Here is a 15,729-nt window from a genome sequence, read left to right on the forward strand (position 1 = left end):
ACCCACCTTTTGGAGGCAACCATGAAAAACATCATCGGTATCTACACCAGCCCTCGCGGCCATTGGGTCGGCGATGGCTTCCCGGTTCGCACCCTGTTTTCCTACGACAACCTGGGCAAACACATCAGCCCGTTTCTGCTGCTCGATCACGCAGGACCTGCCGAATTCACTCCGACCACCGAGCGCCGTGGCGTCGGCCAGCACCCGCACCGTGGTTTTGAAACGGTGACCATCGTCTACGACGGCGAAGTGCAGCACCGCGACTCCACCGGCAGCGGCGGCACCATCGGCCCCGGCGATGTGCAGTGGATGACCGCCGCGTCCGGGATCCTTCACGAGGAGTTCCACTCGGATGATTTCGCCAGAACCGGCGGCAAGCTGGAAATGGTGCAGCTGTGGGTCAACCTGCCGGCCAAGGACAAAATGGCTGCGCCCGGCTACCAGACCATTCTCGACGGCGATATTCCGAATATCGCGCTGAAGGACGATGCCGGCCGGCTGCGGCTGATCGCTGGTGAGTTCGATGGGCATAAAGGCCCGTCGCACACTTTCACGCCGATCGACGTCTGGGATCTGCGGCTCAATGCCGGCAAGTTGCTGACGCTCGATCTGCACGAAGGGCGCAACACCGCGCTGGTGCTGTTGAAAGGTTCGGTGCAGATCAACGGTGTGGAAACTGCGTGTGTCGGGCAGTTGGTGCTGTTCGAGCGCGACGGTCGTCAGTTGACCCTTGAGGCCAGTGAAGATGCAGTGGTGCTGCTGCTCAGCGGCGAGCCGATTGACGAACCGATTGTCGGCCACGGCCCGTTCGTGATGAACACCGAGCAGGAGATTCATCAGGCATTCGCCGACTTCCAGTCCGGGCGTTTTGGCCAAATGCGCGGGTAAATTCTCACCCCTGTGGGAGCGGGCTTGCTCGCGAAGGCGGAGGGTCAGTCAATGCATGTTTGACTGACCCTCCGCCTTCGCGAGCAAGCCCGCTCCCACATTGGTTTCCGGATGTTTTTGCGCGGGCGTTGTTCCTCTGAAATCAATTACTCCTACACTTGCCCAATCTGTGCGATCTTCTCGCGATTGGGCCCTGTCGGAGTGCGTTGATGTTGTCTTTTTTGACCGAACATCCGTTGTTTTGCGCGTTGATCCTGATCCTCCTCGATTTGGGGCTGTGGCGCTTGATCAGCTCCCGTGGCAGCGAGTGGAAGCTGCTGGTGCGGGTGCTGATTTTCATCCTGTTCAGTGCGGTATTGTTCAACGAAGGCCTCAACCCGATGGAGCCGGCGCCGTGGGCTGACAACGTGCCGCTGCACCTGGCGGCGACGGGGTTGCAGATCGGCTGGTGGCTGTTTGGCGCGCGCACCCTGACGGTGCTGATCGGCGCAGTGATGATGCAGCGCGTCGGGCACACCGGGCGGCTGTTGCAGGATCTGCTCGGTGCGGTGATTTTCCTGATCGCGATTATCGCGGCGCTGGCCTATGTGCTGGATCTGCCGGTCAAAGGTGTGCTGGCGACGTCCGGCGCCTTGGCGATCATCGTCGGTCTGGCGTTGCAGAGTACTCTGAGCGACGTGTTCTCCGGGATCGTGCTCAACACCACCAAGCCGTATCAGATCGATGACTGGATCTCGATCGATGGCACCGAAGGCCGGGTCATCGACATCGACTGGCGCGCCACGCGTCTGCAGACCAGTCAGGGCAGCATGGCGGTGATTCCCAACTCGCTGGCGGCCAAGGCCAAGATCATCAACTTCAGCCGACCGAGCAACATGTTCGGGGTGGCCGTCAGTGTGCAGGTCAGCCCGCATGCGCGACCGACCACCGTGATCGACGCATTGGAGCGGGCAATGCAGGGCTGCCGCCCGCTGCTGGACAATCCCTCGCCAAGCGTCGCGCTCAAGAGCTCCAGCAGCGCCGGCGCGGAATATGAGATCAGCGGTTTTGTCTCGTCGATGGATCAGAAACGCTCGGTGCGCAATCAGCTGTTCGATCTGGCTTACCGGCACTTGCAGGCGTCCGGGGTCAATCTGTTGTCGAGCGTGGAACCGAATGCGCCAAGCGGCCTGTCGCGGCCACGGGCGCTGCTCGACAGTTCGCCGATTTTCTCCACCCTGCGCCAGGAAGAGAAAGACACCTTCAGCCAGAACATGACCCTGCAAACCTTCCGCGCCGGGGAAACGATCCTGGAGGCCGGGGAGGTCAGCGATCATTTGTTCATCATCGAGTCGGGTGTGGTCAGCGTGACCTTGACCCGCCATGGCAGCCCGTTTGAATCCGGGCGCATGGGGCCAGGAGAGGTGATCGGCGAGGCCGGGATCCTCTCCGATTCGTCGGTGCCGGCGACCTTCGCGGCGAAAACCTTCTGTGCGCTGTACCGCATCGAGAAGACCTACCTGAAGCCGTGCCTGGATGCCCGCCACGACATCAATGAGGCGATGAAAGCCTTGCTCGATTATCGCCTGCACAAGGCTCAGACCCTGACCCAGGACGTGCCGCCCGTGGTGGCGAAAACCGGGTTTCTGCAGTGGTTGCGCAATCGCGTGTGATGCGGTGGTCTACTCGTCTTCCGGGAGATTGGCTATTTGTGCGGAGCGGGGGTGGGACTACCTTAGTCACACATTCACTGGCCCCGGAAACTCACCATGCAAACTCGTACCGATTTCTACACCGCTTCCCCTGACGCCATGAAAGCGATGATGGCCCTGGAAACCGCGGTCTCGAAACTGCCGCTGGAAAAGACCCTGATTGAACTGGTCAAGCTGCGCGCTTCGCAGATCAACGGCTGCGCCTTCTGCATCGACATGCACACCGCTGACGCGATCAAGGGCGGCGAAACCCCGCGCCGGCTGTTCGCCGTCACCGCGTGGCGTGAAGCGCCATTCTTCACCGAGCGTGAGCGCGCTGCGCTGCTGTGGACCGAATCGCTGACCCAACTGAGCCTGACCCACGCCCCGGACGAAGACTACGACATCGTCGCGGCGCAATTCACGCCCAAGGAAATGGTCGACCTGAGCGTGGCGATCAACACCATCAACAGCTGGAACCGTCTGGCGGTGGGCTTCCGCAAAATCCCGCAGCTCTAAGCCCCAGACACAATCTTTTGTAGGAGTGAGCCTGCTCGCGATAGCGATTATCCGTTCAACATTAATGTTGAATGAACTGGCGCCATCGCGAGCAGGCTCACTCCTACAGGGGGCATGCATTGCAGATCTGGATCAATGCCCATCCGCACTCGGCGCGGCCGGTGGTTGTACCTTGCGCATCAAGGGCACCATCGCCGTGGCGATGATGAAGCACAGCATGATCATCAAAAAGGTGTCGCCATAGGTCTGGGTCTGCGCCTCGCGGTAGGTCAGCAGCCACAGTTGACGCAGGCTGGCGGTGACCCCTACGTCACCGCTCTGACCCAGCGTCGCCAGGTTGCCACCGACCTGCGCCAGCCACTGATTCATCGCCTCGTTACTGCTGTTCAAATGCTCGGCCAGACGGGTGAAGTGCAGGTTGGTGCGGTCATTGAGAATGGTCGCGCACGCAGCAATGCCGATCGCCCCGCCCAGATTGCGCATCAGGTTGAACAGCCCCGAAGCGTGCTTCAAGCGTGCCGGTGCCAAACCTCCCAATGTCAGTGTCACTGCCGGCGGCACCGCCAGTTGCTGGGCGATTCCGCGCAGCGCTTGCGGTAGCATCAACTCAGCGGAACCCCAGTCGTGGGTGATCGGACTGAACTCCCACATCGACACCGCAAACAAGCCCAGGCCGATCATCATGATCCAGCGCAGATCCATGCGATTGGCGAGAAAGGCATACAGCGGAATCGCCATGATCTGGAACACCCCGGTGGAAAAAACCGCCAGACCAATGTCTAGCGCGCTATAGCCACGCACCCGTCCAAGAAACAGCGGAGTCAGGTAAATCGTTGCGAACAGGCCGATCCCGGTGACAAAGGAAAAGAAACAACCCAAGGCAAAGTTGCGATCCTTGAGCGCGCGTAGATCGACGATCGGGTTGGCCACGTGCAAGGTGCGTCCGATGAAGGCCAGACCCGCCAGACCGCTGATCCATGCCGTGGTCAGAATCGTTTGATCGCTGAACCAGTTCCAGCGCGGGCCTTCTTCGAGGGTGTATTCCAGGCAGCCGAGAAACAGCGCAAGAAACACCATGCTCAGGTAGTCCGCACCCTTGAGCAGCGACAGCTCCGGCTGGTCGATCTTCACCAGCATCGGCACTGCCACCGCGACGAAAATCCCCGGCACCAGATTGATGTAGAACAGCCAGTGCCACGATGAAATGTCGGTGATCCAGCCACCGATCACCGGCCCCAACGTCGGCGCCAGCGACGCTACGGCACCGATGGTCGCGGCGGCAATCACCCGTTGTTTACCGCTGAAGAAAAAGAACGCGGTGGTGAACACCAGCGGGATCATCGAACCGCCGAGAAAGCCTTGCAGCGCGCGAAAGGCGATCATGCTCTGGATATTCCAGGCCACGCCGCAGAGCAGGCTGGCCAGAGTAAAACCGACCGCCGAGGCGCAGAACAGCCAGCGTGTGGAGAACACCCGCGACAGCCAGCCCGACAGCGGGATCACGATGATTTCGGCGATCAGGTAACTGGTCTGCACCCACGCGGTTTCGTCGGTGCCGGCCGAGAGTCCGCCGCCGATGTCACGCAGCGACGCCGAGACGATCTGGATGTCCAGCAGCGCGATGAACATGCCGATGCACATCGTGGCGAAGGCGAACACTTTGGTCGCGGTGGCCATGTCGGCGGCGTTGAACGGTTGCGCCGGGGCGGTGAGGGCGGTGCTCATGGAGCGACGGCCACGGCGCTGGTTTCGGCTTGTGCGCGGGTGTCGACTTCAGCGGTGACCGACAGCCCCGGCCGCAGATGGCCGAGCACGCCATCAGCCGGATCGAGGAGGATTCGCACCGGCACCCGCTGGACGATTTTGGTGAAGTTGCCGGTGGCGTTCTCCGGCGGCAGCACGCTGAATTGCGAGCCGGTGGCCGGGGCGAGGCTGTCGAGGCGGCCGTGGAACTCCTGGCCGGAGAGCACGTCGGCACGGATGCTCACCCGTTGCCCGGGTTTCATCCGCGCCAGTTGGTCCTCCTTGAAATTGGCATCCACCCACAGACCGCTGGCCGGCACCACCGACAGCTGTTGCGAACCGGCCTGGGCATAGGCGCCGACCCGCGCGCGGCGGTTGCCGATCACGCCATCAACCGGCGCGCGCAGTTCGGTGTAGCCGAGATTCAACTGCGCCAGATCACGCTCGGCGCGGGCCTGTTGCAGGGCGGCGCGGGCCTGTTGTTTCTGAGTGTCGATCACCGCCAGTTGGCGCTGTGCGGCGAGCAGTTCTGCCTGGGCGCGGGCACTCAGGGCCTGGGCGGTCTTGAAGGTGGCGTCGGCGCGCTGGGCACTTTCCACCGACACGGCATTGGTGCTGACCAGGCGTTTGTAGCGCGCATTGTCATCCCGCGAGCGTGCGGTTTCGGCACCGGCGGCATCGATGCCGGCGCGGGCCTGGCCGATCACCGCATGCTGCAGTTGCTCAGTGGCGTCGAGGTTGGCCAACAGCGCTTCTTCGGCGGCGACTGCGCCTTCGGCTTTGGCGAGGTTGGCGCGATAGTCACGTGCGTCGAGGCGGATCAGCACGTCGCCGGCCTTCACCGACTGGTTGTCGCTGACCAGCACTTCTTCGATGTACCCGGCAACCTTCGGCCCGATCACCGTGACGTCGCCACCGATGTAGGCATCGTCGGTCTCTTCGAGAAAACGCCCGGTGCCCCACCAATAACTGGCGTACACGCCGACCACGATCAGCGCGATCAGGCCAGAGCCGGTCAGCAGCAGGCGCTTGCGCAGTGGCGGCTTGGCGGGGGAGACCGGGGCAGACAGGTCTGGCTCAAGGGTGGGCATGCTGGTCATTGCGTAATACCTGCGGAAACGGGCTGTTATTACGGCTGTAATATGACGCGAGTAATATTTTGTGGCAATTGAATTTTTGTGCCGGCCGTCAGTTGCTTGCCAGGACTCGGGGTTTGGAGCGGTTTCGATAAACGACAGCGTCGTTAATACGGGACAGGTCTTCGAGAACCCAATGAAAAGCTTCGGGGAAACCCTGATGGAGTGGCGTTGAACACAGCAAAATCAATTGTTTAAGAAATGTAAGCACTGTAGGAAGCGTCTTGCATTTGTGTTGGAAGGCTCTGACTATCACCAGCATTGATGAAGTGGCATTACGCCATTTTATGATTGCAAGGATGTTGCGTGCCGTATTCGCTTCGCGTTGTTTCTCGTCGTCGTTCCACGCTTTGCCCGCTGTTGTCGGCCTTTGTGTTGAGTGTGTGTGCCTCCTCGATTCAAGCGGCTGACCCTGTTGCGCCGGGCCAGGAAGTGCTGCGCCAGCAGCAACAGCAACAGCGCGATCTGCAACAACTGCAAATGGAACAACGCAAGCGCCAACTGGAGCGCGGTGCGTTCGGCCCGGCGCCGGCCACACCAGCGCTCCCGCAGACAGTCGCCCCCGATGAACGTTGCTGGCCGCTAAGTGGCACGCGCATCGGCGGTGTCACGCTGATCGACAGCGACAAACTCAACGCCCGGATCAAACCGCTGCTGGCACCGTGCATGGGCGTCGGCCAGATCAACCATTTGCTGGCGACCATCACCGCGATCTACGTCGAGCAAGGCTACATCGCCAGCCGCCCGTACCTGTTGAGCGCGCCGGCGGCGGGGCAGTCGCTGGACATCATGATCGACGAGGGCTACATCGAGTCCATCGAACTGGCCGATCAGAGCCTGCCCGTTTCGCTGGGCGGCGCGTTCCCGCACATGCTCGGCCAGCCGCTGAACCTGCGCGATCTGGAGCAGGGCCTGGATCAGTTGAACCGCTTGCGCTCGATTGACCTGACCGCCGACATCGCCCCCGGCAGCCAGCCCGGCGCGTCGCGAATCATCCTGCGTTCGCGCACGGCCGGGCAGTCGCGCTGGGCGTTGGGCCTGGGCATGGACAACCTCGGCAGCGCCAGCACCGGGCGTGATCGCGATACCGTCAGCCTGAGCTTCGACAGCCCGTTGCAACTCAACGATCTGTTGAGCCTCAGTGCCAGCGACACGTTGAATCAGGGCGACCGCTACAGTCGCAACGCCAGCCTGTATTACGCGATTCCCTACGGCTACTGGACCTACAGCGCGTTCGCCAGCCACGCCGAATATCGCGCGCCGTTCAAACTGCCCAGCGCGACCTTGTACAGCACCGGCATCACCGATCAACTGAGCCTGCGCGCCGACCGCGTGTTGTGGCGCGACCAGAGTCGCCAGCTCAGCGCCAACCTGCAACTGGCGCACAAAGACGTCGACAGCTATCTGGAAAATGTCCGTCTGGGCATTCAAAGCCCGACCCTGACCGTGGCCGAAGCCGGACTCAATCTGTTCTGGCTCGACCGTGCGGTGTGGAACCTCGACTTCACCTATTCGCAAGGCCTGCGCTGGCTGGGCGCCGATGACGACGCCAATCACTCGGTCAGCAACCTGCCCAAAGCGCAGTTTCGCAAGTACCGCGCCGGCCTCAGCCAGTGGCGCAACGGCCAGTTCGGCGCGCAAGCGTGGCAGTGGCAGAGTCAGCTCAATCTGCAATACAGCCCCGACCCGTTACCGGCTATCGAACAGTTGCTCGGCACCGACGATTCGGCGGTGCGCGGTTATCGGGTCAGCAGCGCATCAGGTGCCAGCGGCGCGATCTGGCGTAACACCTTGCGTCTGCCGCTGCGCAGCGATTGGCCAGTGCAGATCACCCCGCGCGTGGGCCTGGACAATGGCTGGCTGAAGGCCGATCACGGCGCTCCCGGCCAACGCCTGAGCGGTGCCAGCGTCGGGCTGAATCTGGGCTGGAAGAATCTGCAAGTGGACGTCGATTACCAACGCGCCCTCAACACCCCCAAAGGTTTGCAGCACGAGCCAGAGACCTGGCTGATGCGCGTGGGGTTGCAGATATGAGCACCACCGAAACTCATCATGCAGTGAACAAACAGCCGTCGGATCTGAGCGCGACAGCCACGGCCAAGACTAAATCGCGCGCCGTGATGCCGTACTTACATGGAGACGTTTTTATGCCAGCACACACCTTTGCATTCCATCTTTCTCCTCGGGGCAAACTGCGCTGGGCGATCGCCAGCCTGTTCTTCGCCGTGCACCTGCCCAGCGCCATCGCCGGCGGTGTGGTGGTGGCTCCCGGCCCCGGCGGCACCGCGCAATTGCAGACCCAGGGCGGCGTGCCCATCGTCAACATCGTCGCGCCCAACGGTGCGGGCCTGTCGCACAACCAGTTCCTCGACTACAACGTCGACCGTCAGGGTCTGGTGCTGAACAACGCCTTGCAGGCCGGGCAGTCGCAGCTCGCCGGGCAACTGGCGGCCAACCCGCAACTGCAGGGGCAGGCCGCGAGCGTGATCCTCAACGAGGTGATCAGCCGCAACCCTTCAGCCATCAACGGCGCCCAGGAAATCTTCGGCCGCGCGGCCGATTATGTGCTGGCCAACCCCAACGGCATCTCGGTGAACGGCGGCAGTTTCATCAACACGCCTAACGCCAGTCTGCTGGTCGGTCGTCCGGAGTTGAACGACGGCAAACTGCAAGCCTTGAACACCCGCGACGCCAGCGGTCAGTTGCAGATTCAGAGTGGCGGCCTGCGTAACGCCGAGGGTTCGGTCAACCTGATCGCCCCGCGTATCGACAGCCAGGGCCGCATCGATGCCCGCGATCAACTGAACCTCACGGTCGGACGCAATCAGGTCGATTACGCCAGCGGGCAGGTCAAAGCTGTGGATCCGGCTGGCAGCACTAAAGATCAACGCATCGACGCAAGCCTGTTCGGCGCGATGCAGGCCGGGCGCATCAACATCGTCAGCACCGCCGAAGGCGCGGGCGTGCGCGTGGGTGCGGTACAAGTGGCCGGGCGGGACGGCGTGCAGATCCGTTCGGCTGGCGACCTCAGCGTCAGCGGTGAAACCATCCCCAACAGCCTCGAAGTGATCCGTGCCGGCATTCGCAGCAGTCAGGGCGATGTCGGCCTGCACAGCGGCAACGACCTGACGCTGGCCGCCACCGACGTCAGTGCTCGCGACGTCAGCGTCAATGCCAAGCGCAATCTGACCCTGAGCAGCGTCGAAAGCCGCAAGCTCCAGGAGCAGCGTGAAAACTGGAGCAACAGCACCATCGGCATCACCTGGGAAACCTACGACCGCACCCAGACCGACAGTGAAACTCGCCAGCACGGCAGCCAGATCGTCGCCAGCCGCGACGTCAAGCTGAATTCCGGCAAAGACACCGAACTCAAAGCCGCCAAGGTTGAAGCGGCGAAAAATCTCGATGTGCAGAGTGGCGGCGATCTGCGCCTGAGCGCGGCCAGCGAAAGCCATATCCAGACCGATCAGGGCAACCATCGCAAGCATCTGTGGAAAGCTGACTGGAACAACAGCAGCGAAGAACAGCGCAGCATCGGCAGCCAGTTGAAGGGCGGCAATATCGCGCTGCAGACCGCCGCGTTGTTGCGCGCCGAAGGTGCCGAACTGAACAGCGCCGGCGATGTGAAACTGGCGGGCAAGCAAGTGGACGTCACCACGGCCACGCGCACCAGTCGCAGCAATAACAACAGTTACTCCGGCGACCTGGTGGGTGGCGGTTTCTTCGGCAAGACCGGTGATGTCGACAAGGGCCAGACCCGGCATCAGGGCAGCAAAATCAATGCGGCGGGCAAACTGATCGTCAAGGCTGACGACGTGCGCATCAGCGGCAGCCAGGTCCGTGGCGGCACCGAGGCCAGCGTGATCAGCGATCAGGGTTCGCTGGTGATCGACGGCGTGCAGGACACTTCGCACAGCAACAACCACGACAAGGACAGCAAGTTCTTCGGCATCACCAAGGACGAGTCACGGCAGAACTCTAGGGACAGCACCACGCTGCGCAGCGAGCTGGTGTCCGACAGCAACCTCAAGCTCAAAAGCGCCAAGGACATTGAAGTGGCTGGCTCCACGGTCAAGGCCGGTGGTGCGCTGACGGCGGACGCCGCCGGTGATGTGAACGTGCATTCCACGCAGAACACTCACGACAGCAGCTCGACCACTGAGACCCGTGGCTTCGATGCCTACGCCAAAGAGCAAACGCCGGAGCAATACCGCGCCGGGGTGCACTACGAAGACAAGCAGCAGACCGTCACCCGTAACGACGTCAACCAGCAGGGCTCGAGCCTCAGCGGTGGCAGCGTGCAAGTGAAGGCCGGCGGCGATCTGACGATCAAGGGCGGTGAAGTCAAATCCACGGCCGGCGACACCACGCTGGGCGGCAAAAATGTGTCGTTGCTGGCCGAACAGGACAGCCACAAAACCTCATCCGACACCTCCAGTACTGGCGGCGGTTTCTACTACACCGGCGGCCTCGACCGCGCCGGCAGTGGCGTCGATTTTGCCCACAGCACCACGCAAGACAGCAGCAGCAAAACCACCGCGCAAACCACCAATGTGCAGAGCAGCGGCAGCCTGAACATCAATGCCGACAAACTGCTGACCGAAGGCGCGCAGGTCAAGGCTGGCAACGGCCTGAACGTCGCGGCCAACGAGATCGACAACCGCGCGGCGAGCAACACCGAAAGCAGCAGCCACAACCAGAGCAACTGGTCGGCGGACATCGGCGCCAACGTCGAGTACAAGGACATCGCCCGGCCGATTGCCGGTGCAGTCAAGGATGTGCTCAACGGCAAGGTGCCGGACAAGGAAGCCCTGAGCAATCTTGGCCAGCCGAACGTCGGTATCGACGTGGCGATCGGTCACGGCAGCGCCGACAAGACCGAGCACAACAGCAACGCCGTGGTCAGCCGTTTCGACGGCGGCAGCGTCGAGGTGAAAACTGCCGGCACCCTGCACGACCAGGGCACCCAGTACAGCGCGAGCAAGGGCAAGGTCAACATCAGCGCCGATAAACTGGTGGCCGATGCCGCGAGCAACACCCACAGCAGCACCGATAACTCAGTGGACGCCAAGGTCGACGTGCGGGTCTACACCAAGACCGGCGAAGACGTGAACGTCGCCGGCAGCGGTGCCGGTGGTAACAGCTATAGCAGCAAGGACAGCAGCACCGCAGTGGTTGGCGGTTTTGCCGGCAGTCAGGGCGTGAACATCAATGTTGGCGCTGACGCGCAGTTCGCCGGCAGCCGTTTCGACGGCGGCCAGGGCGGTGTGAGCATCAAGACCGGCGGCGATCTGGCGCTGAATCAGGCCAGTGACCGCCAGAGCAGCAGCGACTCCAGCCTGCGCGGCAACGGCTCGCTGACGGTCGGCACCTTGCCGGGCACCGACGGCACCAACGTCGACCTCGGCGCCGGGTTCCAGCTCGATCACACCGGCAAGCAGACCACTGACACTCAGGCCCATGTGGCGAGCATCAGCGCCAACGGTCCGGTGCAACTGAGCAGCGGCGGCAATCAGGTTCAGCAAGGCACGAAGATCGACAGCGTCGGCGCTATCGATCTGCACGCTGATGGCAAGCTTGATCTGCAAGCGGCCGTTGATACGCACACCGCGACTGGCAGCAATCTCGGCGGCGGTTTGAAGGGTGGCGGCAGCAAATCCAGCAGCGAGAAGAGTCGTGATCAGGGCGGTAACCTGAACGGCAACTTCAACATCGGCCGGATCAACGAAAGCTCGCAGACGTTGACCGGTGGCCAGCTCAACAGCCAGAGCGGGGTCGCGCTGAGCGGTGACGCGGTGCACCTGCAAGGCTCGCAAGTCAGTGCGCCGAACGTCAGCATCGATGCGCAGAAGGGCGGTTTGATTCAGGAGTCGGCGCAGTCCACCGAGAGCCGCAACAACTGGAACGTCGCACTGAATGCCGGCGGAAACCTCAGCAGCAAGACCCCGACCGCAGCCGATGAAAAGGCCAGCAGTGACCACGGCTTCAACGCCGGGGCCAAGGTCGGCGTCGATTACCTGCAAGGCACCACCCAGCAGAACAGCCAGATCAAGGCTGACAGCGTGGTGCTCAACAGCGCTGGCGATGCACAGATGTCAGGTGCGCGGATCGACGCGAAAAATGTCAGTGGCAAGGTCGCTGGTGATCTGACCGTCGAAAGCCGCCAGGACTCGACGATCCAAGCCAAGGTCGATGTCGATCTGGGCCTGACGGCGAAGAAGAACCCACCAAGCGACAAGGAAAAACTCGCCGGCACCGACTACAAACCGACGCTGAAAGCGCAAGGCGAATACGCGCATAAGGACAGTGTGGCGCAGGCGTCCGCCATCAGTGGCAATCAGGTTGTGAAGTTGAACGTTGGTGGTGGCACGCAGCTGACCGGCGCGCGGATCTCGGCGACTGAGGGCAAAGTGGATCTGGGTGCTTCGAAAGTGGGTAGCAGCGATCTGGTCAGTCGTGAATACGGAGTGAAAGCCGGGCTGGATCTGCCGCAGAAAACCGAGGAGAACGCACCCAAGGTGTCGTTCGATAACGGCAGTCTGAAAGTCGGCCCGGTGACCCTGAGCGGCAATCTGGACAGCCAGACCCTACAGGCCGGGATCGACGAAAAAGGCTGAGCAGCACCGCTGTAAAAACTGTGGGAGCGGGCTTGCTCGCGAAGGCGGTGGTTCAGTCGATAAATTAGCTGACTGAATTGACGCTTTCGCGAGCAAGCCCGCTCCCACATTGGTTTTCTGTCTCGACCCGATCTGGCGGTCAGCTCGAAGCCTTCGCTTTACCCGCATTCATCAGCACGACCACCGCCAGCAGCGCCGACAGGATCGAACCCAGCAACACGCCGACCTTCACCGAATCGACCAGATGCGGCGCGCCCGGGAAGGCCAGTGCGCCAATGAACAGGCTCATGGTGAAGCCGATCCCGCAGAGCAGGGCGACGCCGTACAGTTGCAGCCAGCTCGCGCCTTGCGGCAGTTGCGCCAGGCCGCTGCGAATCGCCAGGGCGCCGAGGCCGAGGATGCCGATCTGCTTGCCGAACAACAACCCCAGCGCCACGCCCAGTGGCACCGGCTCAAGCAGATTGCTTGGGGAAATGCCAGTCAGCGACACCCCTGCGTTGGCGAAGCCGAAAATCGGCACCACAGCGAACGCCACCCACGGATGCATTTTTTCTTCGAGGTACAGCAGTGGCGAATTGCGCTCGTCTTCCGGGTTACCCAGCGGAATGCACAGGGCCAGAATCACCCCGGCGAGGGTCGCGTGAATCCCCGATTGCAGCATGAAGAACCACAGCAGGGCGCCGGCGAACAGGTACGGCCAAAGCTTTCTGACGCCGCAGCGGTTGAGGATCACCAGCAATGCGATCACCGCCAACGAGGCCAGCAGCATGCTTATCGACAGGCCGCTGGTGTAGAAAATCGCGATGATCACCACGGCGCCCAGATCATCAAGGATGGCCAGCGCGGAGAGGAAGATTTTCAGCGACACTGGCACCCGTTTGCCCAGCAACGACAGCACGCCCAAGGCGAACGCAATGTCGGTGGCCGCGGGGATCGCCCAACCGCTTAGGGTCTGTGGATTGCCCCAATTGATCGCAACGTAGATCAGGGCCGGGACCAGCATCCCGCCCAGTGCGGCGAAGCCCGGCAGGGCGCGCTGACCCCAGGTCGACAATTGACCGGCGAGCATTTCGCGCTTGATCTCCAGGCCCACCAGCATGAAGAAGATCGCCATCAGGCCATCGTTCACCCAGTGCTCGATCGACAAGCCGGCGACTTTGATATGCAGGGTAGAGAAATACGTGGCCGCCCACGGCGAGTTGGCAACCAACAGTGCGGCAAGGGCCGCGGCCATCAGGATCAGACCACCGGCGGACTCGGCGGCGAAGAATCGGGTGAGAAAGGCCAGGGCAGACGGCGACTGCTGACGGGCAGGGGCAGCATGCGGGCGTGACGGATCGTGGCTCATAGGCACGGCGACTCCGCGCGGCGGCCCGACCTGCGCTGAATTAAACCTGCCCTGCCGCGTTGTTGCGGTGGCACCCGGGCGGCATTTTACACAATAGGTGGGGGAAGGCGCGGTTTTACTGACGGTTGCCCTTGAATCGAGCGTTTCCAAGGAATGAATTGCCGGCCTTAATAGGAAGCATTACTATTCACGCCCTTTCCACAGCACGCCGTTATGAACCCCATGCTGCCCCGCAGACCCGGCTTTTTCGAGCATTACGAAGAGTTGATCGGCACCTGGACCCGGCGTCTGCGCAATCGCGCGCAGGCCGAGGATCTGGCGCACGACACCTTTGTGCGGGTGCTCGAATCCGATTCGGCAGCGGTGCAGCAGCCACGGGCGTATCTGCACCAGACCGCACGCAATATTGCGGTCGACGGTTATCGGCGTGAGGATCGGCGGGAAGCCATGGAGTCGCAGGCGATCGATCACAGTGTGTCGTCCACCGGCGACCCGGAGCATTACATGCAGGCGATCCAGCTGGTCGACTCCATCGAACGGGCGCTGCAGGAACTGCCGCTCAACTGCCGGAAGATTTTCGTCTGGCAGAAGATCGAAGGCCTGACCCAGGCGGAAATCGCTGAACGTCTGGGGCTGTCGAGGAACATGGTCGAAAAGTATATGATCCGCACCCTGCGCCACTTGCGCGATCGCCTCGACGGCATGCAGTCATGAGCGGCCGCCGCTTTTCATCCCCAGCCCGACAGGACATTCCATGATGGATACCCGTGATTGCGCGTGCGGGCAAACAACGGTGCGCGATGAAGCGGCACGCTGGTTTGTGCGTTTGCAGGAACCGCTGATCAGCGCCGACGAACAGCAGCGCTTCGACGTCTGGCTCAATCAGCATCCGCAACACCGTGACGAATTCCAGTTGCTGCAAGGCCTGTGGACAGCGGCCGATCTGCTGCCGGCGCCACGTCTCAAGGCCCTGGTCGAAACCCAGCCAACCCGCCGCGAACGTCGCCCGCTGCTGCGCTATGCGGTGGCGGCCAGTGTGCTGGCGGTGGCGCTCGGCCTCGGTTTGTTCAGTGGTCTGAATCACCCGGACGGCTATAGCGCCGAGTTCGCGACGGCGTTGGGTGAGCGCAAGCATGTGGCGCTGCCGGACGGATCGGTGATCGACCTGAACAGCCGCAGCCGTCTGCAGGTGCGTTATGAGAAAGATCGACGGCTGATCGAGTTGAGTGAAGGCGAGGCACTGTTCAGCGTTCAGCACGACACCGCGCGGCCGTTCGTGGTCGAGGCCGGTAGTGGCAAGGTCACGGTCACCGGCACGCGTTTCGATGTGCGCCGCGATGTCACGCAAACCCGGGTCGCGGTGGAGCAGGGCACCGTCAAGGTGCAGGGGCGCAATGCGCCGGACGACCAATTCATCAATCTGACCGCCGGCCTCGGCACCCATGTCGATGCCGAAGGCAAAGTCGCTGCCGCCTACGCGGTCAACCCCGCCGAACTGACGGCCTGGCGCAGCGGCAAACTGGTGTTCAACAACGCCAGCCTCAGCGAAGTGGTGGCGGAGGTTTCGCGTTATCGCGACAAGCCGCTGACGGTCAGCAACCCGGCCGTGGCCAGTCTGCGCCTGACCAGCGTGTTCAAATCCGACAACACCGACGCCTTGCTCAAGGCCCTGCCAGACATCCTGCCGGTGGCCGTTCGCACCTTGGCCGATGGCAGTCAGGAAATAATTTCAAAATAAAATTCAGGTTTTTTTCGAGTTCATCGTCTTCCTGTTCAACTGCAACTGGTTTGCATTAACAGACGCACAC

10 protein-coding genes are annotated in these 15,729 nt (G+C 62.1%); 7 read left to right on the forward strand and 3 right to left on the reverse strand.

Annotated features, from left to right (window positions below; genetic code table 11):
• The first annotated feature begins 21 nt into the window (after positions 1–21).
• From CKW11_RS18815 to CKW11_RS18825, 3 genes are all read left to right on the forward strand, one after another.
• Complete coding sequence (locus CKW11_RS18815) at positions 22–888, forward strand: pirin family protein (RefSeq protein ID WP_095138709.1); 867 nt, start codon at positions 22–24, stop codon at positions 886–888.
• A gap of 209 nt (positions 889–1,097) precedes the next feature.
• Positions 1,098–2,540: a mechanosensitive ion channel domain-containing protein gene (locus CKW11_RS18820; protein ID WP_095138710.1), complete on the forward strand. Its 1,443-nt coding sequence runs from the start codon at positions 1,098–1,100 to the stop codon at positions 2,538–2,540.
• 96 nt (positions 2,541–2,636) lie between these two features.
• The gene (locus CKW11_RS18825) at positions 2,637–3,077 is read left to right on the forward strand and encodes a carboxymuconolactone decarboxylase family protein (RefSeq protein ID WP_095138711.1); all 441 of its coding nucleotides are present in this window, start codon (positions 2,637–2,639) and stop codon (positions 3,075–3,077) included.
• Between the two features lie 132 nt (positions 3,078–3,209).
• Here CKW11_RS18825 and CKW11_RS18830 read toward each other — a convergent pair whose 3' ends face one another.
• Positions 3,210–4,802, reverse strand: a complete 1,593-nt coding sequence (locus tag CKW11_RS18830) for a DHA2 family efflux MFS transporter permease subunit (protein ID WP_095138712.1) — start codon at positions 4,800–4,802, stop codon at positions 3,210–3,212.
• Positions 4,799–5,920, reverse strand: coding sequence for an HlyD family secretion protein (locus CKW11_RS18835; RefSeq protein ID WP_095138713.1), 1,122 nt, complete (start codon positions 5,918–5,920; stop codon positions 4,799–4,801). Before CKW11_RS18835 ends, CKW11_RS18830 begins: the two co-directional genes overlap by 4 nt.
• A 342-nt stretch (positions 5,921–6,262) precedes the next feature.
• Between CKW11_RS18835 and CKW11_RS18840 the strand changes: the two genes are divergently transcribed.
• Together CKW11_RS18840 and CKW11_RS18845 are read left to right on the forward strand one after the other, a co-directional pair.
• Entirely contained in the window at positions 6,263–7,990 is a 1,728-nt protein-coding gene (locus CKW11_RS18840) for a ShlB/FhaC/HecB family hemolysin secretion/activation protein (protein ID WP_095138714.1), read from the forward strand.
• A 113-nt stretch (positions 7,991–8,103) separates the two neighbouring features.
• Positions 8,104–12,573 (forward strand): hemagglutinin repeat-containing protein, encoded by a 4,470-nt coding sequence (locus CKW11_RS18845; RefSeq protein WP_095138715.1) that lies wholly within the window; start codon positions 8,104–8,106, stop codon positions 12,571–12,573.
• A gap of 139 nt (positions 12,574–12,712) precedes the next feature.
• Here CKW11_RS18845 and nhaA read toward each other — a convergent pair whose 3' ends face one another.
• Entirely contained in the window at positions 12,713–13,921 is a 1,209-nt protein-coding gene (nhaA, locus tag CKW11_RS18850; protein WP_095138716.1) for a Na+/H+ antiporter NhaA, read from the reverse strand.
• Between the two features lie 213 nt (positions 13,922–14,134).
• Between nhaA and CKW11_RS18855 the strand changes: the two genes are divergently transcribed.
• Together CKW11_RS18855 and CKW11_RS18860 are read left to right on the forward strand one after the other, a co-directional pair.
• A complete protein-coding gene (locus CKW11_RS18855) occupies positions 14,135–14,635 on the forward strand; it encodes a sigma-70 family RNA polymerase sigma factor (RefSeq protein WP_095138717.1) in 501 nt (166 codons plus the stop codon).
• Between the two features lie 40 nt (positions 14,636–14,675).
• Positions 14,676–15,659 (forward strand): FecR family protein, encoded by a 984-nt coding sequence (locus tag CKW11_RS18860; protein WP_095138718.1) that lies wholly within the window; start codon positions 14,676–14,678, stop codon positions 15,657–15,659.
• Positions 15,660–15,729 lie beyond the last annotated feature (70 nt).

Origin of the sequence: Pseudomonas sp. Irchel s3a10, assembly GCF_900187525.1 — a bacterium.
GTDB classification, from domain to species: domain Bacteria; phylum Pseudomonadota; class Gammaproteobacteria; order Pseudomonadales; family Pseudomonadaceae; genus Aquipseudomonas; species Aquipseudomonas koreensis_G.